This is a genomic window from Desulfitibacter sp. BRH_c19 (genome assembly GCA_001515945.1).
In the GTDB taxonomy this organism is placed as follows: Bacteria; Bacillota; DSM-16504; order Desulfitibacterales; family Desulfitibacteraceae; genus Desulfitibacter.
In genome coordinates, this window is the sequence record LOER01000047.1 from 55,277 (window position 1) to 81,683 (window position 26,407).

The window sequence follows — 26,407 nt, forward strand, 5'->3', positions numbered from 1 at the left end:
AGTGCAAAGCCACCCGCGTCTAAGGACTTGGCGAAAGCCAAGTTTTGTTTTATATTGCAATATTCTTTCTATGATTAGTAAGCTTTTTTATTACCTCTAACACTTCCAGTAGTTCAAAAGGTTTAGTAATATAGGCATTATATGCATCCTTTGGGGGGAAATCTTTTGAATTAGAAAATGAGCCTGAAATTATAACTATAGGAATTCTTTTCAATCTCTCATTTGCTTTAATAGTTTCTGCTACAACTCTGCCTTTCATTCCTGGCATTTTGAGATCTAGTAAAATAACATCTGGCAAAAGCTGAGTCTGCAAAAGACTTAGTCCTTTTGTGCCATTTTCTGCTACGACTACCTCATAGCCTTCCTCATTCAAGAAGGTTTTTAGAACAAAAGAAATATTAATCTCATCTTCAATTACCAAGATCTTTGTCACCTTCACACCCCCTTAGAAGTAACATGTTAGCTCCCAAATAGATTATAATATATTTGATTTAAAATAATTGTCGTTTTTAGTCAAAAGAACAACATTTTTTTCTTTTTATGATTCAACTGTGTGCAGATTAGGGAATGAGGTAGAAATAGCACTCCACCTGAAGTCAAGAATCCTGTTTATACTATTTTAGTTCAGAAGCTCCTAATTCTAAGGCTTGGCGGTTTAGTGGAATTAGATTATGACGTCTCTGAGGCAAAACTTTTTTTAAAGATTCAATTACAGAATCTACCGAAACAACATTAGTTGCCTTCAGATAGGCCCCAAGCATTACCATATTGGCTACTTTGGTGTTGCCTAGCCTATCTGCAATTTCTACAGCTGGAATTTCATATCCACTTACATCTTTTCTTGTATATTTTTGACCTGCTACCAGCGTATTTAACAGCAACAACCCACCTGGCACAAGGGTAGGTTCAAATTTTATTAGTGAAGGTAGATTTAACACAATAACTGAGTTTGGTTCACTTACAATGGGAGAACCAATTTCCATATCTGAAATAGTAACAGCACAGTTTGCTGTTCCGCCTCGCATTTCAGGACCATATGAAGGTATCCAGGATACATGCTTTCCCTCCAACATTCCTGCATAAGCAAGTAGCTGCCCCATGGACATAACACCTTGACCGCCGAAACCGGCAATAATTATTTCCTGAAGCATTTAAATCACCTCCGCAGGGGTCTTAAACTCTCCCAATGGATAATAAGGAATCATATTGTCATTTACCCATTTCAATGAATCTACAGGTGTCATTCCCCAATTAGTTGGACATGTTGAAAGTATTTCTACTAATGAAAAGCCTTCTCCTCGCATTTGGGTTTCAAATGCTTTTTTTATGGCCTTCTTTGCTTTGTTTACATGAGCAGGAGTGTGGACAGATACTCTAGAAATATAAGCTGCACCTTCAATAGTGCTTAATAGTTCGGACATTTTTACTGGGTATCCGTAATCTTTGACTTCTCTGCCACTTGGAGCTGTAGTAGCCTTTTGACCGATTAATGTAGTAGGAGCCATTTGCCCACCTGTCATTCCATATGTGGTATTATTTACAAATATAGTAGTCAGTTTTTCACCCCTAATAGCTGCATGCACTATCTCTGACATACCAATTGCAGCCAAATCACCATCACCTTGGTAGGTAAATACCACATTATTTGGATGCACCCTTTTTACACCTGTTCCTACTGCTGGAGCCCTTCCGTGGGCAGCTTGAACCACATCAACATTAAAATAATCATAGGCTGTAACAGAGCATCCAACTGAAGCTATTCCTACAGTCCTATCTATAACATCTAGTTCCTCTATTACCTCAGCTACCAATCGATGGATAACTCCATGGCTGCACCCTGGACAATAATGAAACTTTTTATCAGTTAATGCTTTAGATTTTTTAAACTCATTAGCCATTTATACGAATGCCTCCTTCAAAAAAGTACCTTATTCCCTTTTCAATTTTATCCGGCACTTCACTTGACTGACCAGTAATACGACAGATTTCATGATAGACAGCTTTGACACTAGGAACAACACCGCCTACTCGCCCATAAAAATGAACTGGTACCTTTCCATCTACTGCTAATCGTACATCCTCTATCAATTGTCCCGTGCTCATTTCAACTGTTAGTACAGCCTTTGTCCTTGTTGTAACAGCATCCCTCATATAGTTATCTGGAAAGGGCCATAATGTGACTGGTCTTACCATGCCAGCTTTTATGCCCTTTTCTCTAGCTAGATGAACTGCTGCTTTTACTATCCTAGCAGTAGTTCCATAAGCTACAAGAACTATCTCGGCATCTGAAGTCATATAGCTTTCTGCTGCTTTTTCACATTGGGAAATAGCCTCATATTTATCTAGAAGGTCAAAATTATGTTGCTCTAAAACTTCCGCATCTAAATAAAGTGAGTTTACAATATTTTGGGGTCTATATTTTTTCCTTCCCGTACATGCCCATGGTTTTATAGGCAAATTCTTTAAAGCTGTTTCTTTAAACTCCACAGGCTCCATCATTTGACCTAATACTCCATCACCTAATATCATTACAGGATTTCTGTATTTATCTGCAACATCAAAGGCATCCATAGTAATATCAACTAATTCTTGTATGGATGCAGGGGCATATACTATCAGTCTGTAGTCTCCATTACCTCCACCTTTTGTCGCTTGAAAGTAATCAGACTGTGCAGCTTGAATTCCCCCTAAACCAGGTCCTCCACGCATTATATTTACAATTACACAAGGTAATTCTGCTGCTGCAATATATGATATTCCTTCTTGCTTTAAACTAATGCCAGGACTAGAGGAGGAAGTCATAACCCTAGCACCTGCAGCACTTGCTCCATAAACCATGTTTATAGCTGCAACTTCACTTTCTGCCTGAAGAAAAACTCCATCAACTTCAGGCATTCTCTTAGCTAGGTACTCTGGCACTTCATTTTGAGGAGTAATAGGGTACCCAAAGAAATAACGACATCCCGCTTTAATGGCTGCCTCACCTAGAGCTTCATTCCCTTTCATTAAAGCTTTATGCATTTACTGCTGCTCCCCTTTCATATTCTATTTGCTCTATTGCAATTGCCACATCTGGACACATACGAGCACAAATAGCACAACCGCTACATTTACTTGTGTTTTTAACAGTAGCTGGATGAAATCCTTTATCATTAAATCTATTTGATAAACTGATTAAGTTTTTAGGACAAAATTCAATGCATAGTTCACAGCCCTTGCAGGTATCCTCTTCAAAAGTTATTTTCGTCATTTTTTAACCATTCCTTTCCATTTTTTATTAGGCATTGCTGATTTATTGTTTATTACTTATTTTTTAAATTTTTGACTTCTGATTTCTGAATTCTGTCTGCTGAGCCATATATTTATGGCTTTTCTCAATACACCAAATGTTTTTCCACCCCATCAACAACTCTCAAAGCCCCTTCTGCTAGAGCTAACATTTCATCTTCTCCAGGATATATACTCACAGGTGCTAAGAATTCCACCCTTTCCTTTATCCAGGAGGTTAATCTTCTACTATGGGCTAAGCCTCCTGTAAGAATGATTGCATCAACATCACCTGATAAAACTGTAGCATATGCACCTATTTCTTTTGCTATTTGATAGGCCATTGCTTCATAGACAAGTTTTGCCTTTTCGTTTTTCTTTTCTATCATGACTTCCACTTTTCGTGCATCATTTGTTTGCAAATAAGCAGCTAAGCCGCCCTGCCCTATTAGCCTTTTGCGCATGCTTTTAAAGTCACTACTTTCAGCTACAAGGTATTTTAGCAATTCTATTACTGGTACACCACCAACCCTTTCTGGTGAAAATGGACCTTCTCCATCTAATGCATTGGTCACATCAACCACTCGGCCTTTCTTGTGAGCGCCTACACTGATTCCGCCACCAAGGTGTACAATCAGCAAATTAACACTTTCATAATTTGTATTAGTATCACTACAGTATCTTCTTGCCATAGCTTTTTGGTTTAAAGCATGAAAAATACTGCGCCTTGGAACTTCAGGTGTACCAGAGAGTCTAGCTAATGGTTCCAATTCATCAACTACAACGGGATCTACAATATATGCATTGATACCCAAAGGCTTTGCAATCTCATCTGCAATAAGGGCTCCAAGGTTGGATGCATGTTCTCCATAGGTGCACCCCTTTAAATCAAGAAGCATCTTCTCATTTACAAGATATGTTCCTCCAGAAATTGGCTTTAGCAAACCACCTCTGGCAACAATGGCTTTGAAATCTTCTAAGGCATACCCGTCGCTAATCACGGTACTTTCAATTGCCTTTTTTCGAAATCCAAATTGATCTATAATTCTATGAAACTGCTTCAAATCTTTAGTTGAATGGTTAATAGTCTTCGTCCATAAACACAATGCTTCTCGATACAGTGCTATCTTTGTGGAAGTTGACCCTGGATTTATTACAAAAATTTTATCTATGCTCAATATATCAACTCCAGTCAAAATCTGATATACTCCTGCTATGAAATTTATATCGCAAGAAGTATGCCAAAAAAATAAATCAGACCTTTTAGTTATAAAAGGCCTGATACATAAAGTTTGACGCAGCTATTTTGTTCAAATATAATTATCCAGCAAAAACGTTTCTGCAGCAATTTGCAGATAATAAACCTGCAAAATCATGCAACTTCTGCAACTTATTGCAGATTGAGATGGTTTATGCCATGTTTTTCTATCTTATAATATAGATTACGGATGGATATTCCAAGCATCTTGGCAGCATTATTTCTATTACCGTGTGTTTCCTTTAAAACCCTTTCCAGCAAGTCTCTCTCCCACTGCTTATGAAGCTCTTCATATTTTTCTCCTGAGTACCCCAAACGGCTCTCTCCATGATTTTTTAAAACACTAGGAGAGCTTTCTTCTGTACCCCTTAACGGAAGGTGATAAACATCTAAAACGGTTTCTTTATATTTCATATTAATAATACCACGACCGAGTATATTTTCTAACTCCCTGATATTACCTGGCCAATCATTGCTTTGCAGTACATCTAATGCTTCCTGGGATATCTCCTCAACGTTGCGACCATACTCTTGGTTATATTTAGGAAGCAAATGATAAACCAATAGGGGTATATCTTCTTTACGATGTCTAAGAGGAGGTATGATAATAGGCAAAACATTTATACGGTAGTATAAATCTTCTCTAAATACGCCCTTTTGAATTAATTCTTCTAGGTTTGCATTTGTAGCAGCAATGACTCGCACATCTACCTTTATAGGTTTTGAGGCACCTACGCGTGTTATTTCCTTTTCTTGTAAAACACGTAAAAGCTTTGACTGTAGAGATGCACTTATCTCTCCTATTTCATCTAAAAATATAGTCCCACCAGAAGCTTCTTCAAAAAGCCCCTTGTGCCCCCCTTTTTTTGCTCCAGTAAAAGCACCTTCTACATAACCAAATAACTCGCTTTCTAAAAGAGAATCTGTTAAAGCTGCACAGTTTATCCTTATAAACTGCCCTTCACATCTAGTGCTCGCATTATGAATAGCGTGGGCAAACAATTCTTTGCCTGTGCCACTTTCACCACGCAGCAAAACAGTAGCAGGCGTCTCAGCTGCTCGTTTGGCCTGTTCAATAGCTCCAGCTATCTGCTCGCTCTTTCCTATAATATCCTCAAAAGCATGTTTTGCTTCTAGATGTCTTATTAATCTTTTTGCTAATTCTAATTCATCTGTTAGCTTTCTAATCTCAGAAATATCATGAATTACTGCTACGCTTCCTTTTAATATGTCATTTACTACCATTGGTGCAACGTTAACAACCACATCCTTTTTCTGAGGACCAACCTTCATTCTAATACCGCGAACAGGCTCTTTTGTCCTTAGGACTTTAAAATGCATACTCTCGCCCTCAACTATATCTACATCAGCCGGTTTACTAAGAAGCTCTTCCTTTTTCATTCCAATAATCCTTGTATAAGCAGGGTTGATTAAAATATGGATGCCTTTTTCATTAACTACAGATATCGCATCCTGGGTTGAATTAATAATAGCTTCCAATAAGGTTTGGACATCACGTAGATTGCTTATCTCTTCTGTCATTGCTATCTTTTCAGCAATATCCCTGAAAATAGCTGCAGCTCCTATTATACTACCATCCTCATCGGTAACAGGGACTCTATTCGTAATGATGGTAACTTCCTTTAATTCTAATTGTTGATTAAAATCAGGCACCCCATTTTCTAGTACCTCAAGAAGACGTGTATTGGGGATAATATCAGTTATATGTCTACCAAGGGCATCTTTAATAAGAGTTCTTGTTAACCTTTGAGCCTCTTTGTTAAATAGTGTGATTAAACCCTCTCTATTTATAACAATAATTGCATCAAGGGTATAGTTTAAGATGTTCTTTATACTCTCCTGTTGACCTAACATTATAAATTTCTCCTCACTATGATACTTTTTCGACAGCCATGTTATTAGCTTTCCTCTAAAAAGCATATTACATTATATAAAACATCAAGTAAACATTAATACTATAAAAGGAGTAAACGCAACTTGCCTTTTGCAAGTTAAGGTTACTCCTCAAAGTATAGCTTTTACACTCCTATCAACAAAGAATAAGGAATAATTTATAATAACGCAAGTGTTACCATAACACCTGTTAATAAAACCCAGGCTCCAACCATTCCATAGATTATCTTTTTGGAACCATTCATAATAACCCTCCTTTGATCTCATTTTTAAAAATCAAATATTCCGGCTTTGATATAATTAATGCTCACATAATAGATACCGTTTGTCAAATATTTCTCAAAAAATATTCTCCTCAGTCTTTGATTTTAACTTCAATTCCGCCCATAAAAGCACGGCAGTATATTTTTATTACTGGTTTTTCTCCTTCTTCATTAATTATTTGTTCTGCTTTTACAGATGCAATAATTTCACCAGAACCCTCTCCAAGTAATTCTACACCACCTAAAATGGCAGTCCCTTCAGAAATAACAGTAATGTCTTTCGGTACATTATCTCAATTCCTCCCATAATTGCATTACATGATATAAAATAATTTTTATCTTCTATAAGTGCCCTTCGTAAATCTAACTCAATGCCCCCATAACAGCCCAGTAATTACCATCTTCTAATGTCCACGCTTCTTTTTTCCTTTCTAATCCACCCATAAAGGCCAAGTTGCTTTTCCCGACTGTCTTTTTAGGTCCCCTTAATAGGCTCACTCCCAAAAGAATAATAATCAAAGGCCAAAATGTTTTCCAGATGATTGTTAAATCTAACTCAATTAGTCCATGCTTTTCTCCCAAAATAAAACTCCCAAGGATTATCAACACTAAACCTGTAAATAGTTCTCCCCTACCTCTATTTTTCGTTAGGAACTGCAACCCCCAGAGAATAAGAATAGCTGGCCAATAATTAAATACAATATATCCCACACTAAAATCTATCAACCTAAAATTGTGCAAAAGCATGATTATTCCTGCGCCTACGATTAAGGCACCTAACAACCAATCCCTATTTGATTTCACTTTAACGCACTCCTCTTTACGAGTTATTTACCGTTGGTGACTCATGCTTCTATTATAAAGTTTTGTACCCACTTTTACCATCTTTAGATAAAGTTCAGTAACGAATCATACAATTTGTTTTTCCAGCTCTTTATTGATATCATTATATTAAATTCTTGGAATGGAGGCTTTGTGATATGAATAAACCATCCGTTTCTGTAACATTTTTTCACCATAGTTGCGTAGCCGTGGAAACCAACTCCGTCTATTTACTATTTGATTATTACCCTAGAGAACCATATACAACAATCCCCTTTCCAACGCACAAGAAAATATACATATTCTCATCCCATGGTCATGGTGACCATTATCATCCATCTATTTTCCAAGAAAACTTCGCCCCTGGGCCTATTACTTATGTGCTAAGTGAAGATATTAAAGAGGCACCCAGAAACAAGTCAATTCTATGGGTCAAACCCCATCAAACCTACAACTTAGATGATCTTACCATTCGAACCTTTGGCAGTACTGACTTAGGGGTTTCTTTTTTAGTAAGCATGGAGGGTTTTCAAATTTTCCATAGCGGAGATTTAAACTGGTGGCATTGGAAACATTTTAGCAAAGAAGAGCAAGAATTTGAAAAAGTGAGTTATCAAGATCAAATCAAGAAATTACCAAAAAACTCAATTGATTTGGCTTTTGTTCCAGTAGACCCTAGGCTAGGAGAGGCATCTCATCTAGCAGCAACTTATTTTATTGAACAAATAAGGCCAGGATATCTTGTTCCTATCCATTTACAAGTAGATTTTGAGGAAATGAAAGCTTTCGCTCAAACAGTCAATCCTAAAGATAGTAAAGTATTAACCTTTGAAAAGACAGGTGAGAAAAAAGAACTGTAACCCTAAGAGTTGTGCAAAGCTTTTTACTGCCCTGTTATTTTTTATGAAGTAATGTATACCGCAATATTACCCTTTTAATAAAAACAGGATGGTTTTCTGTAAAAACAAGGACCATCCTATTTTTTAGAGTTCAAAAGACCATCCAACCTCACATCAAAATCATGTGAGTTGATATGGAATTTTGTACTAGGTAGCTTATTCAAATTACAGATCATTGAATTTAAAATATCATTTTGAGTAGGCCTATCTTCACAAAAAATGCCTATAACTTTGCACATATATTCAATTTCATGGCAATTTTTATTGTTATACCACTGAAGATCTATTTCAAACAGCTCCTTTACTGTGGTAGTTACATTAATTCCTGTGGCTTCTAGTGAATAAGTCCTTTTTTCTGGATTTTTACAGCTTTCATTTCCGATTTTGTAGTTGCATTTCTTATTTCCGCAGCCCATACAATAACCATTATTCAAAAAGACAATATTACTTCCAAAAGCAACTTTGATTTGATACCCTAGCTTCGTTAGTAAGTTTGATAAAATAACATCTTGGGACCTATAGTGAATATAATAGCTGTTGGACTTTCTCACTTTAATTGACTTAAATTTTGAAAGTAATTTTGCATAAATCAGTACGGAAAATGGATAGTCCTTCTTAATACATTCATATTTCGGAGCCTTAGGAGGGCACCCACCAGCCTTTCCATAGTTCTTACAACTATTCATGCATAGTCCAGAAATAAGGTCATAGTCATAGGAAATATCCTCAGAATTAAATTTCCTAAACCCTATTTCCACAGGATAATCCTCACCACTCTTTGTTGAGTATATATACCAGGTTTTGTCCATTGGCTATAAATAACCTCCTTTGCATCATTAGCTGTTTTTATCAAATCTCCATAAACTACAATCTGTATTAGCTACCTACGTATTCAAATAGATATAATATACAAATGATGGAAATGTTTATAGTCTTTCCACTTAATGGCCTACGCTGACCCTGCAAAAAGTTAGCTTCATAAAAACGTTTTTTCTCATAATCGTTACGGTTAAAAGCACGAATTACTCTAATACCTATAAGGTTTTCCCGAGAAACTAGATTTAACTTATCTAATTTTTGCTGCATAGCCTTAAAAAGAGGCATCCCCTTTCGGGTTAGTACAAAGATGGCAATAAATAATACAGGTATCACAACAACTATTACTAATGAGAGAGTGGGATCTTTTGATACAGCCATGATCACGCCACCAATAAACATCATAGGTGCACTTATTATCATACGTAAGATTATTATTAGAACTCGTTATATTTGGGTAACATCATTTGTAGTTCTAGTAATTAAAGACCAAGTCCCTAGCTTATCAAATTCTTGTAGTGAAAAATTCTCAACCTTTGTAAAGATTTTTTCCCTAAGATTCTTACTAAATCCTATTGCAACCTTTGATGAAAGAAAGCTGGCTGCAATAGTACAGACCATACCTACCAATGCTATTAAGAGCATTAGCATTCCAACCCTTACAATATAATTTGTATCCCCTTGGATAATACCAGTATCTACAATATCACTCATTAAGGTTGGTAAATAAAGCTGAGAAAGAAATTGAAAAAGCACCAGTAGTAAAACAACCATAATTGAGGATGAATATTGTTTCAAAGAACTAAATAATTTTAGCAAATCTATCACCTTCTACTTAAAATAAGTCAATTTTGTAAAAGCCTCTTTAATGTCTCAAGGCCACTTATAATAGCCTCTACTTGGCCTTTTTCTGCCTTATTAAGCTTTTCGTCTAAGTTTTGTTCTATTGTCTCATGAAATGTAGTGTGCATTATTTGGTGAGCTTTTTTTGTTAAAGAAACTCGTACAACCCTTCTATCTTCATTATTTCTCTTTCTTTCCACAAAACCCTGATCTTCAAGTCTGTCTACGATACCAGATATAGTACTATTGGAGAGGCTCAATACTTCACTAATTTCACTGATTTTCAAACTCCCATGTTTGCTTATTGTAGCTATCACCATAATTTGTGGGGTTGTAAGGCCTGTTTGGTCAAACATCTGTTTTATGTTTTGTCTCATAAGTGCATTTACCTCTTTGATTAATAAAGATATTTTGGTTCCTATACCTTCTTGCATCAAGGACACCACCTTAAATATTTTCTTTTTTACAATAATTTTTATACTAATATTTCGCATGCAAATTACATTTAGTATACTATTTTGTATGAGTAAGAACAATAGAATTGCATTTGCAATTTGTGGAAAAAAATTACCAGCAATACTCTAACCTAAAACGCTGACAAAAAACCCTAGTTAAAAAGAGACTATCTCATAAACAATAGTCTCTTAAAGGAGGAGGTTCTAAAAAAGCTTTTATAACTATTTATATTTATTTCAAACTATGATAGGCTTTTGATCTACACTAGGTTTGATTTATCCCAAGTATATATGCCTCTTAAGCTATTGCCTGAATATCTTTTCCCAAAGTTTGATCTAGTATCTTATGTATCCTACTTTTAATCATTGAAAGGTTATACTGGTCTGCAGGAGAAAGTGGCTGCTTAGGCCGTCCCATATTAAAACCCCGTACATCAAGAGCAGCTTTAAAGCCTACGGGAAAGGGTAATGCAAACATGGCTCTTACCAAATTAAGAACCGAAAACTGCAATTTTTGTGCTCTTTCAAAATCCTCTTGCTTCCATGCATCATAAATTCCTGCCATAATTTCAGGCATTACACCAACAGTAGCGGACATTGTACCCTTTGCCCCAGCCATGAGCCCTGCCAAAAGCATTTCTTCTCGACCAATTAAGATATTAAGTTCTTCCCCAGCGATTTTTATTTTGTCCATAAAATGCATCAAGTCTACCATGCTACCACTACTGTCTTTCATACCAACTATATTGTCCATTCTGCTCAACCTTTTAATTGCATCATAGCTAATTGGCTGTGCAAATAGCGGTATATTATATAGGATTATTGGAAAATCGGGAACTGCCTTAGCCAGCTGTGAATAATGCTCTTCCATTATTTCCTGCGAAGACGGAAAATAATAAGGAGGTGCTACAACCACAGATTGACAGCCAATGGATTTAGCTGCTTTAGTGAGCTCTATGCATTTGGCAGCACAACTCTCAGCTGTTCCTGGTACCACAGGTACTCTGCCTGCAGCCTCATCTACTACAATTTCCATTACCATTACCTTTTCTTCAAAGCTCATATGAATAAACTCTCCCACACTTCCTAGGGGGAATAGACCACTTACACCACTATCTATTAGCCAGTTAACATACTTCCTTAATTGCTCTTCATTTATATTTCCTTTGTCATCAAAGGGCGTTACCATTGCTGGATATATACCCTCAGGTTTAAAAAGTTCATCTTTTTTGTTCAAAATTAACCGCCTCCCATTATAGGAATTATAGCTAATACGTCTCCATCAGTTAGGTGTTTGTTCTCAATTGGGTTTAATAGATTTCCCATTAAGCATTAGACAAAACCTATTTGCTTTTAAATTAGAGCGCAATGGCCATTTAATTACTTTTTCAATTTGCTTTAAACTCTCGGGTAATGTTCTACAAACTATAAAGTCCATTTCTTTAATCTTTATATTAACCATTGACATCATTTGTCAACTCTAGTTGTTGTAATTTTTTTGCTGTAGGCCTTCCTTCTTGATTCCAGCCTCTTATGAGATAGTATTCCTTTAGCATTTCTTCTAAGGGTACAGTCTGACCTTTTGAAGGACCTTCTTGTAGTGTATCCTTTAACAATCTTGGTGGAAGGGTATCATCGGTAGCTGTAAGTCCTTCTCTTAAGTTAAATAGACGGGTCAAGTTATTAATTCTCTCCCCAATGTTTATTAGTTGTTCTGCTGACGAGAAACTCTTCTGTCCAGTAAGGCAATACAGAAGGTCTGTTATTTGGTTTGGCCCTAAAGCAAATATGGCAAAGAGACAAATTCCAAGACTGTCAATAACACTAAACCAATCCTGCTCATTTTTAACTAATTCAGCTTTAAATTCGATAGATAATGGATCGATTCTATGATTGCTACTTAATAGCTCTGTCTTTACTGGGAAAGCACTTAAATGACAGCCTCCTCTATCGCTAGTAGCATATGCTAAGCCCATCCCAAAAGCTGCACGAGGATCATAAGCTGGCAGCTCTAATCCTTTTACATGCATTGCAAAATGTTTACTGTCTGACCCGATTTCTTTAGAAGCTTTTCTAACTCCTTGCCCGAATACCTCACCAAAACCTTCTCTTTTTCCTATCAAATGAATGAGCTTTATGATTGCTTCATCATTTCCAAATCTACATTCGAAGCCCAATTGCTCTTTAGTCACTAAACCTTTTTCAAAGCATTCCATTGCAAAACCAATCGTGTTACCAACTGAGATAGAATCTATTCCATAATAATCACATAAATACTCTGCATAAACCACCGCTCCAATGTCACTATTGCCACACTGGGCACCAAAAGACCATACATTTTCATACTCAGGTCCTTCTACAAACTTACCGCTATATTTACCTTTTTTAACAGTAGAGTGCTTTGAACATGCTATGGGACATGCAAAACATGATCTGTCTTTGTCATATAATTCTTTAACAAGAAGGTGCTCATCAACCTCTTCTGCTCCTGGATAAGTTCCCCCCTGAAAATTTTTAACAGGAAGTGCTCCCCCTTCACGAATAAAGGAGTAAATGCTACTTGTGCCGAACTTAGGCCTTGATCCTCCTGTATCAGGGCTAATTGCTATTTCATTTTTTGCTTCTCTGTTTGCTATCATAAACTCGTGATAGTTATGAATGTTTATTGCATTACTTCCACTAACTACCAAGGCTTTTAAGTTTTTTGAACCTAATACAGCACCAGGGCCACCTCTACCAAATGCTCTACCTTCAGCTATGACAGAGGCCACTAAAACCTGCTTTTCGCCTGCTTCTCCAATACAAGCAATTTTATAATCCTCGCCGTATTTTTTCTTTAAACATATGTGAGTAGTTAATGCATCGGTTCCCCACAATTCCTCACTCTCTTTAATTAAAATTTCATTATCTTTTATCAGAACATAGACGGGTTTATCTGCTTTACCTATTATTTTAACAATATCAAACCCTGCTGATTTAAGTTCTGGTCCAAAGGTTCCTCCACAATTAGAATCAAGCCAGATGCCTGTCAATGGACTCTTAGTTACTATTACAGACCTAGAACTTGCAGGCACTAATGTTCCCGTTAATGGTCCTGTTGCAAACATAATAATATTCTCAGGTGATAGAGGATCGCAATTAGGAGGAAGCTCATCATAAAGAATTTTTGCTCCAAAACCTTTTGCCCCAAGGTATTTTTCTATTAGATCCTCTGGTAAATCGTTAACCATAAAGGACCTTTTTGTTAAATCTATTGTCAAAATTTTACCTGAATAGCCTGGTTTAATCATCATTTTTCACCTGCTTTTGTTAAAGCCTTAGTTGGACACCAGTTCACACATTGATATGCCCCATCACATCTATCACAAAATAGTGGATACTTACCATCTGTTGGCAATTCACCAAACTGGCAGGCTTGGCTACAATCAAAGCATCCTGTGCAAGCATCCACGTTAAACATCAAATTCTTATCAGAATCTAAAGCTAATGCATTTTCTTTACATGCTTCTATACAAGGCTTTGCAGCGCAGTTTCTACAGAAATAAACCTTACCAATTTGAGGCCAATCATCCCGATAACGAATTCTAGCTTTTTTGGTATTTATATTGCCTTCATGCTCCATGGAACAAATAACTTCACAAATGCTACAGCCTATACACTTGTCTTTTTTAAATTTCAGCAATCCACTACCCTCCTAATCATTTTTTATAGACTTGAACATAACATATGATTTGAGATTATGTTAAAGTCTCAAAAGCAATGAGAAACACGTGTCATTAAAATATACAATAGGTACGTATGCCATTTTTATAGATGAAATGCTCTTATGGACATACATAACAACACTAAATTAGTAATTATTGAATTAAAGTATTTCTCTAAACGGTTTTAAAAACATACTAATTTGTTTCATCTGGTCATCATCAATGTAATATTTAGGTGAACGACAATAAGCAGATGAGATAATTCTTCTTTTTAACAGAATTTCTTTATCAGCCTGTATAATTAATTCAATATTTTGCATTAATAAATTTAATAAAGGCAGTAATTTTTGATAAAGATTACATGCAGATTCTAGATGTCCGTTTCTAAATAGTTTATAAATCTGTATATATACTTCAATAATCGAACTGCTAGGCGAACACCAACTGCCCCTGTTGTAAATGCATCTAGCATGTGCAATCCACCGTACCCAATAAAGCAAGTAATATTTTTGCTTTATTGGGTGATTTGCGATATCAATGGTCCTGAAGGTACAGATTTAACTTTTATATGTCGGATGTTAGTCCATTGATTGTTTAACTCAATAAAAAAACTTGAGTCTAAAATAATCCCACTTTCATTAGGTGCATATTGGACTATTATTTGTAAACTAGTGCTTTGAGCAATTTTTGCTATATGGTTATTAATGCATTTTAAAGAAGGTTTAAGAAAACTTGTTAACCCTTGCACACCTGACTTGGAAATAAAATCAACTAATATTTCTAAACTGCAGTAATCTACATTCCCGTCATCATCAAAAGGGGTGGCTAAAATAGGATAAACACCAGATAATTCCATGTTTGAGTTCTCCAAAAATAACGTGGTTAATATCTAATTTTTTTATATAAATATTTATTCAACACTTCCTCATTTAACTCTATCCCTAACCCAGATCCAGTTGGTATACTTAGGTGCCCATCTTCAAACTTAATAGGTTCAACAAGTAAATCCGAATTTAAAGGACTTCCACTACGACAAAATTCCATAAGTTCTCCATTTGGTTGTGCTGCTAGAAAGTGTAAAGAAGCAGCTACCAAGATTCCAGTACTAAACCCATGTGGCACCAGCATTGTACTTTTAAATTCTGCTAATTGGGCGATACGTTTTGCTTCCGTAATCCCACCACAACGACTTATATCTGGCTGAATAATGTCCACTTTACCTTGATCCATTAAGTTCCAAAACTCGAATCTAGTTGTTAACTCTTCACCTGCAGCTATATTTTGGTATACTTTCTCCTTCAATTTCCTATAGCCTTCAATATCATCCGGAGATAAAGGTTCCTCAATCCAAAATAAATTAAACTCCTCCATGCGTCTACACATTTCAATAGCATGGGCTGCTGTCTTCCATTCCATACCAATATCAATTTGAAGACTAAGGGTATCTCCTATGGCTCTACGTACAGCTTTAACCAGTTTTATGTCTAGCTTATCATCTTTTCCTAGGGCACCCCAGCCAAACTTTAAACCTAAGTATCCTTGTTCAGCAAAATACGCTGCCTTTTTTTCTACTTCATATTCATCTTCTGGCATAAGAACACTAGAATAAGCTTTAACTTTATTTCGATAACAACCCCCTAGAAGTTTACATATAGGTACCCCGTAGTATTTTCCAGCAATATCCCATAATGCTATATCTATTGCACTAAGAGCATGTATTCCAACACCTCTTCGACCATAATATATTGTTTCTTTATATAACTTTTCCCACAACAGCTCGATTTCTAATGGGTCTTCTCCTATTAGAACCTCTTTAATACCACGGCTTGCGCTATGTGATGAAGGTGTATTAATAATTGCATTTACTATATATGGGGATGAATCAGCTTCTCCTACCCCAATAATCCCCTCATCTGTATGTATCCTAACAATAACAGCATCTTGACTACCGTCCCCCTTAATCTCTAGATTAGGCAATCTTAAAACCAATATCTCAACATCTGTAATTTTCATTTAATTTCACCTCTTTTATTTGATAAAAACAAAGACAAGATCTGGAAAAATTATGATTATTAGTAAAACAACTAATTGAGCAAGTAAGAGAGGAATAGTTGGTTTGAAAATCTCACCCAGCCCTAATCCTGCAATTTTTTGTGCCACAAATAAATTGCAACCTAGCGGTGGGGTCATGAAACCTATTTGAGTTGTCAAGCACATCAGTACACCTAGAAAAATTGGACTTATCCCTACACTTGTAGTCAATGGTATTAGTAGAGGAGCAAATATAATGATAATGGGACCAGTTTCCATAAATGTCCCTAAAAGTAATAGTAGTAAAGAAATTAAAATCAAGATAACATTAGGGTTAGCTGAATAATTCAGAATAAATTCTGACATCATGTGAGGTATTCTATATAAGGTCATAATTCTTCCAAAAGCTGTTGATAATCCTAATATAATCATTACTACTGATGACATTACTGCTGCATTAATGATTATGTCAGGAATAACTTTTAAATTCATTTCTTTATGGATAAAAACACCTACTACAATACTATAGACTACAGCCACTACCCCAGCTTCTGTTGGGGTAAAAATACCTCCATAAATTCCACCTAATATAATAATAGGGGCTAAAATTGCCCATTTACCATACCATGCAGCTTTAATAAATACCCTAAGACCTACTTCATCACCGCCTCCTCGCCATCCATTTTTTCTAGAAATATAGTATGAAACAATCATCATGGCCACACCTACCATTATTCCTGGAACAATGCTAGCTAAAAACAAATCAGTAATTGAAGTTCCTACTGTTATTCCATATATTATTAATGGGATAGATGGAGGAATTAAAACACCCAATCCTCCAGAACAAGCTGTAATAGCTCCAGCAAAGGGCTTGTTGTAACCTCCTCTGACCATTGCAGGTATCATTATTCCTCCCATAGCAGCTACTGTAGCAGGACCTGAACCACTCATAGCACCGAAAAACATACTACCAAATACTGTGACAATCGCTAATCCACCAGTCATAGGACCTATTATTGATGAGGCAATTTTTATAATTCTTTCTGATAACCCTCCTCGTTCCATAATAAGCCCTGCTAAAATAAACATTGGTACGGCCAAAAAGGCGAATCCATCATTTCCTGTAAATGCCACTTGCGCTACCATTGTAGTAGCTCCACCTGCGACTATTACAGCTAATAATGAAGAAATACCTATTGAAATAGATATTGGGACCCCGATTAAAAGGCAAAAAATAAAACTTGAAAATAGCACTATTGGAACAGACATCTAATCCCCCCTTACTTGAAATGCTTGTAGAAAGTAAAATTCCACGAAGCCTTTTTATTGTAAATTTCTTTAATCCACATTTTCCAAAGACTTTGTATAAGCCGAATGGACATTAATAGAAATCCAATAGGAATTATTCCATATACCATTCCCATTGGTATCCTTAGTGTAGGCGATGTCTGCCCACTTTTCAAAAGAACACTATATATTTCAAAACCCTGAATCATTATATATATAGAAAAAATTAACCATATACTATCTGCAAAAAAACGAAGCCATTTTTGAGCCATTTTAGGGAGTAGTAAATTTACTGCTTCTACTCTAATATGCTGATCATCTTTAACACCAAGAGCCGCACCAGCATATATACTTGCTATGAAACAGTATCTTGCTAATTCTTCAGTCCAGTCTAGCGAATAATTTAATACAAATCTAAATAGAACCTGAAGACATGCTAACATTACCATGCTTCCAAAAAGTATAATGCATAAATATCTATCAAAATTTGCATCCAGAAATCTTAATGTTTTATTCATATTTATCCTCCATTGCTACTAAAACATTAATAACTTTCTTTAAAAACAAAGTTATTTAGATTTTTTGGAATGATAATGATGACAATCATGTTTTATGTAATAATTTGACCTTACCTTAAATCGTCATCATTATCTAATTCCAACTAACTACTTTGTTATTGTGCTTTTTTAACTTCTTCCATTAATCTTTTATATAGATCCATATCAGCCTCTTCTGCATACTTCAATCTTACAGGTTCAATAATATCTGACATTTCTTGTCTGGCTTCATCTGTTAAATCATTTACAGGAACACCTTCTTTAATTATGTTTTCTTCAGCCAGGGCATCTTCTTCAGCAACTCTACTAGAGCATACTTGCCTTGCAATCTCAGCAGCTTCTCTTATAACATTTTGCTGTTCAGAATCAAGAGTATCCCAAAAGATGTTACTTATTACAAAAACAGTCCAGTCATATACGTGAGCTGTCTTACTTATATAATCTTGAACTTCATACACCTTATAAGTGTATATAGTGGCAAGCGGGTTTTCTTGCCCATCTATGGTTCCTTGTTGTAAACCTGTAAAAACATCAGACCATCCCATCGCTGTTGGGTTAGCCCCTAATGCACGAAAAGCATCTAAGTGAACTTTACTTTCCATTGTTCTAATTTTTAAATCTTTTAGGTCATCAACACTATTTATTGGTCTCTTATTGTTTGTAACATGACGATATCCAAAATTCGGTATAGATAGACCAACAAAACCTTGCTGTTGTAAGCGGCTTAGTAATTCTTGTCCTACTGGACCAGTCGTTACTTTCTCTGCTATTTCCTGTGTCGGAAAAATAAAAGGAAATGTAAGTAAATTAAACTCTTTGGAAAAGTTAGCTAATACAGCTGGTGAAGGAGCATTCATTTCAATTTGACCTAATTGCATTGCTTCTAGTACTTCTCTATCATTTCCTAAAGAACCACCTGGGTAGATTTCTACCATTATGCTTCCATTTGTTTCCTTCTCAATATGTTCTTTAAACGCAACTGCAGCATCATACAGAAAGTGTTGCTCATTTTCTCCTACACTAAATTTAATGGTTTTTACCCCTATTTCACCTGGACCATCATCAGCATTTTGTTCGGCATTCTCAGCATCTCCTCCACACGCTACAACAAAGGTTAAAGCAAAAATTAAAAGTAAAGCTAATAAACAAAACTTAAAGCAAACAAACTTTTTCAAATCAAACCCTCCTCGTTTTAATTAATAAATTTCTTACACATGACCTATAACCCATTTTATTAGTGTAATACCAATTTTTTTGTTTATTTATCCCCTCCTTGTATTATCGACAAATATTTCCTTATAGCCCCCCCAGTTTTACATCGTGGCACCCGGTTTCGCATAAATTGCAAATCTATTTCTATCTATATCCCATTTGATATGATATTTCAGCCGCTATTTCTAACACGTTCTTTAACAATGAAGGAACCCTCTCGTCACCAAAACGCATTATTGGGATGGATACACTTATTGCAGCTATAACCCTTTCAGAGTAATCTCTAATTGGAGCAGCTATACAACGTAAACCCTCTTGACTTTCTTCATTGTCAAATGCATAGCCATTTTGTTTTATCACAGCTAAATCTTGGACTAATTTTTCATAAGAAACAATAGTATTCGATGTCATACGGAGCAAACTTTTTATATTGCATATTGACTTAACTTCTTCTTCACTCATGTATGCTAATAATACTTTACCAACACCTGTTGCATGCATTGGTAATCTTTGACCAGTAAATGAATTCATCCGAATAGATTGCGGACTATCAACTTTATCTAAATATAGTACTTCACCTCTATCATGTATTACTAAATGAACCGTTTCTCCTGTTATATTACTTAATTTAACTAAAAATGGATTTGCAGTCCTTCGTATTTCCATTTGACTCATAGCAACACTACCAATTTCAAAGGCTTTAGGGCCTAATCGGTATTTACTTGAAATTGGATCTTTAGAGATGTAACCGCGTTCTGCTAATGTATAAACAATTCGATATACTGTTCCTTTAGTTAATCCTACTATGTGGCATATTTCCATTAAACCTAATTCAGGTTTTTCATAAGTAAATGCCTCTAAAATATCCATTCCTCTATCAATACTTTGAACAGTCTGCATAAATTACCTCCATTTTTCTAGTTTCGCATTGTGGTACCTTGTTTTTCATTGTGAGTTAATAATTAGACACAAAAACTTAAATTCCTGCTAGTATTGAAAAATAATTTATATTTTTTATAAAGTGTTAATTTTAAATGAGTTTATAATATTACTGGTCATTTCGTAGTCACATATTTTATATTTGGTTAATTTAAAAAATGCTTACCTCCGTGCCAGTCAAAAGATTTGACCAAAATGGCATCTAGAGAATGATGAGGTCTAATGGAGAAGGGTCTGTCATCTCAATTTCTACTTATTTGCAAGTTACCAGCAAGTTAAAATAGCTCTCCTTTACAACTGCATAATATTTTACTACAGTTTCAATATCTAGAAAAATAGTTTGCCCAAAAGTGACTGTTTTTCTAATAGTGCCACGAACTGATATCGTCTTAACTATTATAAATTGCAGGCTAGTACACTCACATTTTAAACAGCTAATAAAATCTACTGCACAAGCATTATCGGAAAGGTTAACGTTTGCAATCTTTATTAGCTTAAATAGCTTTGTATAAAGCATTGTTTAAAAACCTTATTACAACATTGACATTAAAGACAGCATTACTTAATACAATGAGGTAAACCACTAATATTGGAGTGATGTACCACATGTCAAGCCATAAGAATTACGCAAAAATTAAATTAAAACCTTGTTACCCAAAAATCACTACGTGCGAAAAAATATTATTAATAACTTCTATTCCAATAACCTTTTTGGGAGCTCAAACTGATTTCTTATTACAAGTGTTAGGGACACAGATTACAATTTTAGGAGCAATACAATTCAAAAAATGCTTTCGACTAAATGATATACGAAAACATGATATTATAGCTACTGATATTATGGATGGCATATCCTTTGAAATGTGGTCAGAAGTTTTGTTTAGAGATCTAGGTGAAAAGGTAATTAGAACAAAAGCTTCTGGAGATTTGAAAGCCGATCTAATTATTGAAAAGAAAAGTAAAACAGTTGTTCAAGTAAAAAAACTTGCTCATGGTAAAGTTGGACTTAAAGCCGTCCAGGAATCTTTAGAGGCTAAGAAGAACTACAAAGCTGATACTGCCATGGCAATAACCAATCAGTACTTTACCGCAACTGCACAAGAGTTAGCTAGAAACAATAATGTAATATTACTGGACAGAGATAATCTTACTAAATTTTTAGAAGTAGCACGCTCAAGAAGGTTTCCTAATAATTTGATAAAAGTACTTACCCCCAAAAGTTTTAAGAAATTCCTTTAAACAGTTATGTTTAAAAACACCACTACCCAACAAATTACCAAAAGTAGACGGATTAAAATCTAAAGCCAAAGGCCCTCTTAGGCGGCTAGCCAGGTTAATAGTACTCTGCAAATTTTATCACTATAGTTTCTCTACCATCCCATCTGCTAAAGGAATAAGCTCTTTTAGTTGGTCTGATAAATGCCTTTTCTGATCTATGCTTAAATGTTCTATCAAATCATCACTATCAATAATTTTCTCTTGCAACTCTTTAATTAGGCGACAGATACAACTGTACCAATTGTCAATATTAAACTGATTTCTATTTCCAGCTTTTAAGTGTAAAGTGGAAATTTCTTCAGTAAATTTACTATTTCTTTTATTAATAGATTCAATAATTTTGCCTATTGCAGTTAACTGATCTTCGGTACGAAGTGAAGAAAGTTCTCCGCTACTGTCAGCTTTTCTAATTGCATATATATGGTTACGCTTTAAGTCCCCAGAGTTAACTTGTGATTCATACGTCTTTTTTATCTCTTCGGAAACATTGGTCTCTTTAAATAATTCATAATTACTTTTACCCTTGCCTATATTTTTTGGCTTTTTAAAATCTTTCCTTCTTTCTATTGCCTCTAGTTCTTTCTCTATATCGCTAGACACAGCAATAACATTTTTTTCCCCGTCATCAAAATCATTAAATGCTATTTTCAACAATCTTTCCAGCATTTCTTTTTCATTTTCACTTAAGGTTTTTAAATCTCTTAAATCCTTCCTTATCTCTTTAGTCATATACGTTAACACCTCCTAAGACAAGATATGGAGGTGTTAGATTGTCCTAGAATAAAAATAGCATTTCCATTTTTTGCATGTGCCATATGTCAAAAGTATTTTCCTCCCAATAGCTTATAAACCTTACTACTTTCCCAACAATGCAAAAAGACCCTTAACTACTTTATGTAGCATTAGGGGGTCTTATACTGTTTAGTCCAGTAGAATGAGATAAGTAAACAATATTAAAATGCATTAATGTGTAAACGCCGGAAATATTAAAAATAAATTCTAAACAGGATTACCTATATGTGTATGCAAATCTATTATCTGCTTAGCACCCCTATCGATTGCCCGCTGACACCCAGGTTGCCCCATGATTCAGCATAAAAGAAGAAGCTTCTAATATGATAAATGATTTATTTGTTGAAAAAATAACCCCTCGGAAATAGGAAAGGTTACCGAATAACTGCTGTGTAAAAAAGCTCATTTTTAAAACTGCTGTAAAACTGTGTTTTTCATGAAAAATATCTCGGTTGAATAATTTACTGAAAATACATATATGATTAAACGCATTTGAATAAACGTAACAAAGAGACTATCACCTAAGTGCTAGCCTCTTAGAGGAGGAAGTTATTAAGAAATTTAATAGCTCTTGCTTTTGTATTTGAAAATTCCTTAATAAGCTAATTTCTACTTAAAAGGTGTTTAGAATCGGAAAGAACACAATCTACTTTTTAACTTCTTAGTAAATTTTCCCCAGGCCTTGCACCTGTGTGTTCTCCTGATTTAATAACCTGGGTTGGCAGGCATACTAGTCATTTTCCGTATAGCTTCTTCAAGTCTCAAAGTCTTTTTCTCTCGCACATGATAGGTTAAAAAATGTACCATACCCATATAATGAAGAGGGTAACGTGTTTGTTCAGCTAGTGGCCCGTCTATACGTGTACTATATCCATCAACATTAAGCATAAAAAGGGGATGGCTTATTCCTTCACGACAGTGTTCCTCTGTGAAAAGAAGAGCTACTAATACAATGCTATCCATTTCTGATCCTGCAGCTGCAAGTATATCAAAATAACAATCCCAGGGATCTCTATTCCAGTTCTGTGATATTTGAATAAAAGTCTTACCATTTAACTCAGGATATGCAGGGTTACTCTGCATCCTAACCCTATCCCATTCACCACGATGAATAAATCGCCAGTATCGGTCACAATCTGCACGAAGGCGACTACGCACAGAATGATCAAGCAGCATTTTAGAAGCTTCCAGAGTCCCATTCTTTCGTAACCATTTTGGAAGAATAGCAGACATCTGACCTATTCCATATCTTAATGGTGTAAAATCCGTCAAAATATCCAGCCCTTCCGCTCTTGCTGCTTCAATTGTCATTACAGCTTTTTGCCATGCCCCCTCAGGTGCCCCTGTATTATGTCTTATATTTAAATGTGATACCTGCCCTTTAACATCACACCCTCGTACAACCTCAATGAACTCTTCAATAGCATCCTGTATTAAAAAATCTCTGTTTCTTATATGGCTCGTATATATCCCTCCATATTTACCCATAACCTTTGTTAGCCTTATAATCTCTTCCATTGTTGCTGATCTCCCGGGTTCAAATTCAAGCCCTGTGCTAAAGCCGATAGCACCTGCTTCCATTGCCTCCTGAACTACTACTTCCATCTTTTTATATTGTTCTAAAGATACAGTAGAGCCTGACACACCAGCTACACTTCTTACTGTGTTATGACCTAACAACCAAGCAATATTAATTGAAGTTCCCATTTTCTCCATTAATTCTAGAAATTGCCCAAAACTACAAGGAGGAATATCCACTCCTTTAAAAGAGCCAAAACCTCCCGAACCTTTACTTTTCGCTTCTTCAGTTATAGGAGCTACGCTCATTCCACAATGGCCTACAATTTCAGTTGTAATTCCTTGACGTACGGTGCTTTCAGCAGTAGGGTTTAAAAATATTGTAGAATCTGTATGACTGTGTGCATCAATAAACCCTGGGCAAACTATCTTGTCCGTGGCATCTATGACTCTTGCGGCATTAATATAATGAGAATCTTTGGTTACCAAGACTATCTTATCTTTTATTATACTTATATCTGCATGGTAAGATGGATTACCCGTACCATCTATGATACATCCATTCTTTATTAAAATATCTATACCATTATCTAATTTAATATCAAATATTGTCCTCTCATTTGTCGCATTCATTTTGAACACTCCTCTTAGTGACTTTACTGCTTTATCAATACCCAAGTAATCTTGGTACAAATAAGCTTATCTGTGGAATATAAGTAATTAATAACAGAATAAGAATGTGTACAATTACAAATGGTATCATGTTTTTAACAAGAGTATCAATTGTTATTTTTCCAATCCCAGCTCCTACATATAAGCATACACCTACTGGGGGAGTAACTAAACCAATCGTTAAGTTAAGAACAACAACTATGGCTAAATGTAGCGGTTCAATCATAAAGTGGGCACCTAATGGCATGAGAACTGGTGCTAGTAGAATAATTGCAGCCCCAGGATCTAGAAACATTCCTACAAACAGCAGCATAATATTAAGTACAAGCAAGAAAATTATTGGAGTATTTGTAATAGAAGAAATTAGCATCATAGCTTGTTGTGGGATTTGCTCCACAGCCAGTATCCACGATAAAGAAGTAGCAGTTGATATAACTAATAGAGCTATCGATATAGTAACAGCAGAGTTTACAAAAATTCTATAAATATCTCTTATGCTGTATTCACGGTAGACTATAACACTTAACAGTAATGCATAAACTGCAGCAATATTACCTGATTCCGTAGCTGTAAAAATGCCACTTATAACACCACCAACTATTATTACTGGCATTACTAAAACCAATAATGCTTTTTGACAGATTTTCAAAAATACTCGTAGTGGTGGAAATTTTTCATCATTTCGCGGATAATTTCGCTTTACAGAAAAATAATAAACCAGCAACATAACACCAACACCCATTAAAATTCCTGGAATTATACCAGCTAAAAATAATGCAGCTATTGAAGTACCAGTAGACATAGCATAAATAACCATTATAACACTAGGGGGAATTATGGGGCCATTAACAGAAGCTGCTACTGGAACGGCTGTACTAAATCCATCATCGTAACCTTCTTCTTTCATCGCAGGAATCATAATGGATCCACATGCAGCTAAGTCAGCTACAGCAGCTCCACTTATCCCTGCGAAGAAAGTACTTGCAAGAACAGCAGTTTGTGCTGTTCCTCCCCTGACTCTACCAATGATCACTTTTGCAAATTGAACTAAACGTTTAGTAATACTACCATTACTCATTAGTTCACCTGCAAGTATAAAGAAAGCTCCAGCCATTAAAGGAAATGTATCTATACCAGTTATTAGTCTTGTGGTTAAAGCAGTCGGTGATATTCCTTTGTCAATTACACCACCCATCATTGCGGTTATTCCAATAACAAAAGAAACTGGAGTACCTATAATAAGAAAGCATAGAAAAACAATTGATATAAATAAGATAATCACTTGTGCCACCCCTTAAGACATTATTTCAAAACTTTTAGTAGTTATCTTCTTGTAAGTATTTATAATTAATGGCATGAGTTGTATTAAACATAAAACTCCGGCCACAGGTAAGGCCATATATACAAATCCAATAGGCAGTTGCAAAGCAGGGCTTAGCTGTTTCATATTTCTTAATGCAACTATTAATCCATAGTAGGTAATGTTAACGCAAAATGCAGCGATGCCTAAGAAAGACATCATATAGAACCAATTAGCTATTTTTGGTCCAACCAAATTAACAAAATAACTAAAGCCTACATGAGCCCCTCTTTTTATTCCTACGCTAGAACCTAGATAAACAATCCAGATCATTAAGTACCTAGATAGTTCCTCTGTCCAATATAAGGGCGCATTTAGCAAATAGCGAAACAAAATTTGTAAGAAGACTGCTATTGTCATTGTAACTAACATACTAAAGAGTATAACTTCCACTACAGTATTAATCTTTTCACTAATAATTTTTAGGATCATAATTACCCCCTATGCAACTCTTTTAAATTAACCGTGCCCTTTTTGGTTGTCAAGGGCACGGTTAAGAATGAAAACATGTCAATAAGTC

General features: G+C 35.4%; 27 protein-coding genes and 1 pseudogene. 2 read left to right on the top strand and 26 right to left on the bottom strand.

Annotated elements, in window-relative coordinates:
• Positions 1-49 precede the first annotated feature (49 nt).
• From APF76_18065 to APF76_18100, 8 genes and pseudogenes are all read right to left on the bottom strand, one after another.
• On the bottom strand, positions 50-433 hold the full coding sequence (locus APF76_18065; GenBank protein ID KUO48788.1) for a hypothetical protein: 384 nt from the start codon (positions 431-433) through the stop codon (positions 50-52).
• 181 nt (positions 434-614) lie between these two features.
• Positions 615-1,151 (bottom strand): 2-oxoacid:ferredoxin oxidoreductase subunit gamma, encoded by a 537-nt coding sequence (locus APF76_18070; protein ID KUO48789.1) that lies wholly within the window; start codon positions 1,149-1,151, stop codon positions 615-617.
• Positions 1,152-1,898: a 2-oxoglutarate oxidoreductase gene (locus APF76_18075; protein ID KUO48790.1), complete on the bottom strand. Its 747-nt coding sequence runs from the start codon at positions 1,896-1,898 to the stop codon at positions 1,152-1,154. It abuts the gene before it with no gap.
• A gap of 85 nt (positions 1,899-1,983) precedes the next feature.
• Positions 1,984-3,021 (bottom strand): annotated as a pseudogene (locus APF76_18080).
• Positions 3,014-3,250 (bottom strand): hypothetical protein, encoded by a 237-nt coding sequence (locus APF76_18085; protein KUO48791.1) that lies wholly within the window; start codon positions 3,248-3,250, stop codon positions 3,014-3,016. Before APF76_18085 ends, APF76_18080 begins: the two are co-directional and overlap by 8 nt.
• Positions 3,251-3,374: 124 nt before the next feature.
• On the bottom strand, positions 3,375-4,445 hold the full coding sequence (locus APF76_18090) for a butyrate kinase (GenBank protein ID KUO48846.1): 1,071 nt from the start codon (positions 4,443-4,445) through the stop codon (positions 3,375-3,377).
• Positions 4,446-4,657: 212 nt separating this feature from the next.
• Positions 4,658-6,400, bottom strand: coding sequence for an AAA family ATPase (locus tag APF76_18095; protein ID KUO48792.1), 1,743 nt, complete (start codon positions 6,398-6,400; stop codon positions 4,658-4,660).
• 665 nt (positions 6,401-7,065) lie between these two features.
• Positions 7,066-7,506 (bottom strand): hypothetical protein, encoded by a 441-nt coding sequence (locus APF76_18100; protein KUO48793.1) that lies wholly within the window; start codon positions 7,504-7,506, stop codon positions 7,066-7,068.
• Positions 7,507-7,682: 176 nt separating this feature from the next.
• On the opposite strand from APF76_18100, the gene APF76_18105 reads away from it, so the two are divergent.
• Positions 7,683-8,384 carry a hypothetical protein gene (locus tag APF76_18105; protein KUO48794.1) on the top strand — a complete coding sequence of 234 codons (702 nt, stop codon included), beginning with the start codon at positions 7,683-7,685 and terminating at the stop codon, positions 8,382-8,384.
• Between the two features lie 116 nt (positions 8,385-8,500).
• On the opposite strand, the gene APF76_18110 is transcribed toward APF76_18105, so the two are convergent.
• From APF76_18110 to APF76_18175, 14 genes are all read right to left on the bottom strand, one after another.
• Positions 8,501-9,232: a hypothetical protein gene (locus tag APF76_18110; GenBank protein KUO48795.1), complete on the bottom strand. Its 732-nt coding sequence runs from the start codon at positions 9,230-9,232 to the stop codon at positions 8,501-8,503.
• A 67-nt stretch (positions 9,233-9,299) separates the two neighbouring features.
• Positions 9,300-9,620 carry a hypothetical protein gene (locus APF76_18115; protein KUO48796.1) on the bottom strand — a complete coding sequence of 107 codons (321 nt, stop codon included), beginning with the start codon at positions 9,618-9,620 and terminating at the stop codon, positions 9,300-9,302.
• 66 nt (positions 9,621-9,686) lie between these two features.
• Positions 9,687-10,058, bottom strand: a complete 372-nt coding sequence (locus tag APF76_18120; GenBank protein ID KUO48797.1) for a hypothetical protein — start codon at positions 10,056-10,058, stop codon at positions 9,687-9,689.
• 26 nt (positions 10,059-10,084) lie between these two features.
• A complete protein-coding gene (locus APF76_18125) occupies positions 10,085-10,516 on the bottom strand; it encodes a hypothetical protein (GenBank protein ID KUO48798.1) in 432 nt (143 codons plus the stop codon).
• Positions 10,517-10,835: 319 nt separating this feature from the next.
• On the bottom strand, positions 10,836-11,774 hold the full coding sequence (locus APF76_18130; protein KUO48799.1) for a hypothetical protein: 939 nt from the start codon (positions 11,772-11,774) through the stop codon (positions 10,836-10,838).
• 217 nt (positions 11,775-11,991) lie between these two features.
• Complete coding sequence (locus APF76_18135) at positions 11,992-13,827, bottom strand: hypothetical protein (GenBank protein KUO48800.1); 1,836 nt, start codon at positions 13,825-13,827, stop codon at positions 11,992-11,994.
• Positions 13,827-14,219 (bottom strand): hypothetical protein, encoded by a 393-nt coding sequence (locus APF76_18140; GenBank protein KUO48801.1) that lies wholly within the window; start codon positions 14,217-14,219, stop codon positions 13,827-13,829. Before APF76_18140 ends, APF76_18135 begins: the two co-directional genes overlap by 1 nt.
• Positions 14,220-14,755: 536 nt before the next feature.
• Positions 14,756-15,097: a hypothetical protein gene (locus APF76_18145; GenBank protein KUO48802.1), complete on the bottom strand. Its 342-nt coding sequence runs from the start codon at positions 15,095-15,097 to the stop codon at positions 14,756-14,758.
• Positions 15,098-15,123: 26 nt separating this feature from the next.
• Positions 15,124-16,254, bottom strand: a complete 1,131-nt coding sequence (locus APF76_18150) for a mandelate racemase (GenBank protein KUO48803.1) — start codon at positions 16,252-16,254, stop codon at positions 15,124-15,126.
• A gap of 15 nt (positions 16,255-16,269) precedes the next feature.
• Positions 16,270-17,541 (bottom strand): C4-dicarboxylate ABC transporter permease, encoded by a 1,272-nt coding sequence (locus APF76_18155; protein ID KUO48804.1) that lies wholly within the window; start codon positions 17,539-17,541, stop codon positions 16,270-16,272.
• Between the two features lie 11 nt (positions 17,542-17,552).
• A complete protein-coding gene (locus tag APF76_18160; GenBank protein KUO48805.1) occupies positions 17,553-18,077 on the bottom strand; it encodes a hypothetical protein in 525 nt (174 codons plus the stop codon).
• A gap of 155 nt (positions 18,078-18,232) precedes the next feature.
• Positions 18,233-19,291, bottom strand: coding sequence for a hypothetical protein (locus APF76_18165; protein ID KUO48806.1), 1,059 nt, complete (start codon positions 19,289-19,291; stop codon positions 18,233-18,235).
• Positions 19,292-19,472: 181 nt separating this feature from the next.
• Positions 19,473-20,228: a hypothetical protein gene (locus APF76_18170; protein ID KUO48807.1), complete on the bottom strand. Its 756-nt coding sequence runs from the start codon at positions 20,226-20,228 to the stop codon at positions 19,473-19,475.
• Between the two features lie 292 nt (positions 20,229-20,520).
• Positions 20,521-20,784, bottom strand: coding sequence for a hypothetical protein (locus APF76_18175; GenBank protein KUO48808.1), 264 nt, complete (start codon positions 20,782-20,784; stop codon positions 20,521-20,523).
• Positions 20,785-20,873: 89 nt separating this feature from the next.
• Between APF76_18175 and APF76_18180 the strand changes: the two genes are divergently transcribed.
• On the top strand, positions 20,874-21,506 hold the full coding sequence (locus APF76_18180; GenBank protein KUO48809.1) for a hypothetical protein: 633 nt from the start codon (positions 20,874-20,876) through the stop codon (positions 21,504-21,506).
• 120 nt (positions 21,507-21,626) lie between these two features.
• Here the strand turns inward: APF76_18180 and APF76_18185 are convergent, their stop codons facing one another.
• The 4 genes from APF76_18185 to APF76_18200 form a co-directional block, all read right to left on the bottom strand.
• Entirely contained in the window at positions 21,627-22,274 is a 648-nt protein-coding gene (locus tag APF76_18185; GenBank protein KUO48810.1) for a hypothetical protein, read from the bottom strand.
• 768 nt (positions 22,275-23,042) lie between these two features.
• Positions 23,043-24,488, bottom strand: a complete 1,446-nt coding sequence (locus APF76_18190) for a hypothetical protein (protein KUO48811.1) — start codon at positions 24,486-24,488, stop codon at positions 23,043-23,045.
• Between the two features lie 34 nt (positions 24,489-24,522).
• Positions 24,523-25,809 carry a hypothetical protein gene (locus APF76_18195; GenBank protein KUO48812.1) on the bottom strand — a complete coding sequence of 429 codons (1,287 nt, stop codon included), beginning with the start codon at positions 25,807-25,809 and terminating at the stop codon, positions 24,523-24,525.
• A gap of 12 nt (positions 25,810-25,821) precedes the next feature.
• On the bottom strand, positions 25,822-26,319 hold the full coding sequence (locus APF76_18200; GenBank protein KUO48813.1) for a hypothetical protein: 498 nt from the start codon (positions 26,317-26,319) through the stop codon (positions 25,822-25,824).
• Between the last annotated feature and the right edge of the window lie 88 nt (positions 26,320-26,407).

What these genes read in the sequence shown, in the direction of transcription:
- APF76_18070 (KUO48789.1), bottom strand. Translation starts at nt 1,151, where the DNA reads ATGCTTCAGGAAATAATTATTGCCGGTTTCGGCGGTCAAGGTGTTATG.
- APF76_18075 (KUO48790.1), bottom strand. Translation starts at nt 1,898, where the DNA reads ATGGCTAATGAGTTTAAAAAATCTAAAGCATTAACTGATAAAAAGTTT.
- APF76_18085 (KUO48791.1), bottom strand. Translation starts at nt 3,250, where the DNA reads ATGACGAAAATAACTTTTGAAGAGGATACCTGCAAGGGCTGTGAACTA.
- APF76_18095 (KUO48792.1), bottom strand. Translation starts at nt 6,400, where the DNA reads ATGTTAGGTCAACAGGAGAGTATAAAGAACATCTTAAACTATACCCTT.
- APF76_18105 (KUO48794.1), top strand. Translation starts at nt 7,683, where the DNA reads ATGAATAAACCATCCGTTTCTGTAACATTTTTTCACCATAGTTGCGTA.
- APF76_18110 (KUO48795.1), bottom strand. Translation starts at nt 9,232, where the DNA reads ATGGACAAAACCTGGTATATATACTCAACAAAGAGTGGTGAGGATTAT.
- APF76_18115 (KUO48796.1), bottom strand. Translation starts at nt 9,620, where the DNA reads ATGGCTGTATCAAAAGATCCCACTCTCTCATTAGTAATAGTTGTTGTG.
- APF76_18125 (KUO48798.1), bottom strand. Translation starts at nt 10,516, where the DNA reads ATGCAAGAAGGTATAGGAACCAAAATATCTTTATTAATCAAAGAGGTA.
- APF76_18135 (KUO48800.1), bottom strand. Translation starts at nt 13,827, where the DNA reads ATGATTAAACCAGGCTATTCAGGTAAAATTTTGACAATAGATTTAACA.
- APF76_18145 (KUO48802.1), bottom strand. Translation starts at nt 15,097, where the DNA reads ATGGAATTATCTGGTGTTTATCCTATTTTAGCCACCCCTTTTGATGAT.
- APF76_18150 (KUO48803.1), bottom strand. Translation starts at nt 16,254, where the DNA reads ATGAAAATTACAGATGTTGAGATATTGGTTTTAAGATTGCCTAATCTA.
- APF76_18155 (KUO48804.1), bottom strand. Translation starts at nt 17,541, where the DNA reads ATGTCTGTTCCAATAGTGCTATTTTCAAGTTTTATTTTTTGCCTTTTA.
- APF76_18160 (KUO48805.1), bottom strand. Translation starts at nt 18,077, where the DNA reads ATGAATAAAACATTAAGATTTCTGGATGCAAATTTTGATAGATATTTA.
- APF76_18170 (KUO48807.1), bottom strand. Translation starts at nt 20,228, where the DNA reads ATGCAGACTGTTCAAAGTATTGATAGAGGAATGGATATTTTAGAGGCA.
- APF76_18175 (KUO48808.1), bottom strand. Translation starts at nt 20,784, where the DNA reads ATGCTTTATACAAAGCTATTTAAGCTAATAAAGATTGCAAACGTTAAC.
- APF76_18180 (KUO48809.1), top strand. Translation starts at nt 20,874, where the DNA reads ATGTCAAGCCATAAGAATTACGCAAAAATTAAATTAAAACCTTGTTAC.
- APF76_18185 (KUO48810.1), bottom strand. Translation starts at nt 22,274, where the DNA reads ATGACTAAAGAGATAAGGAAGGATTTAAGAGATTTAAAAACCTTAAGT.
- APF76_18190 (KUO48811.1), bottom strand. Translation starts at nt 24,488, where the DNA reads ATGAATGCGACAAATGAGAGGACAATATTTGATATTAAATTAGATAAT.
- APF76_18200 (KUO48813.1), bottom strand. Translation starts at nt 26,319, where the DNA reads ATGATCCTAAAAATTATTAGTGAAAAGATTAATACTGTAGTGGAAGTT.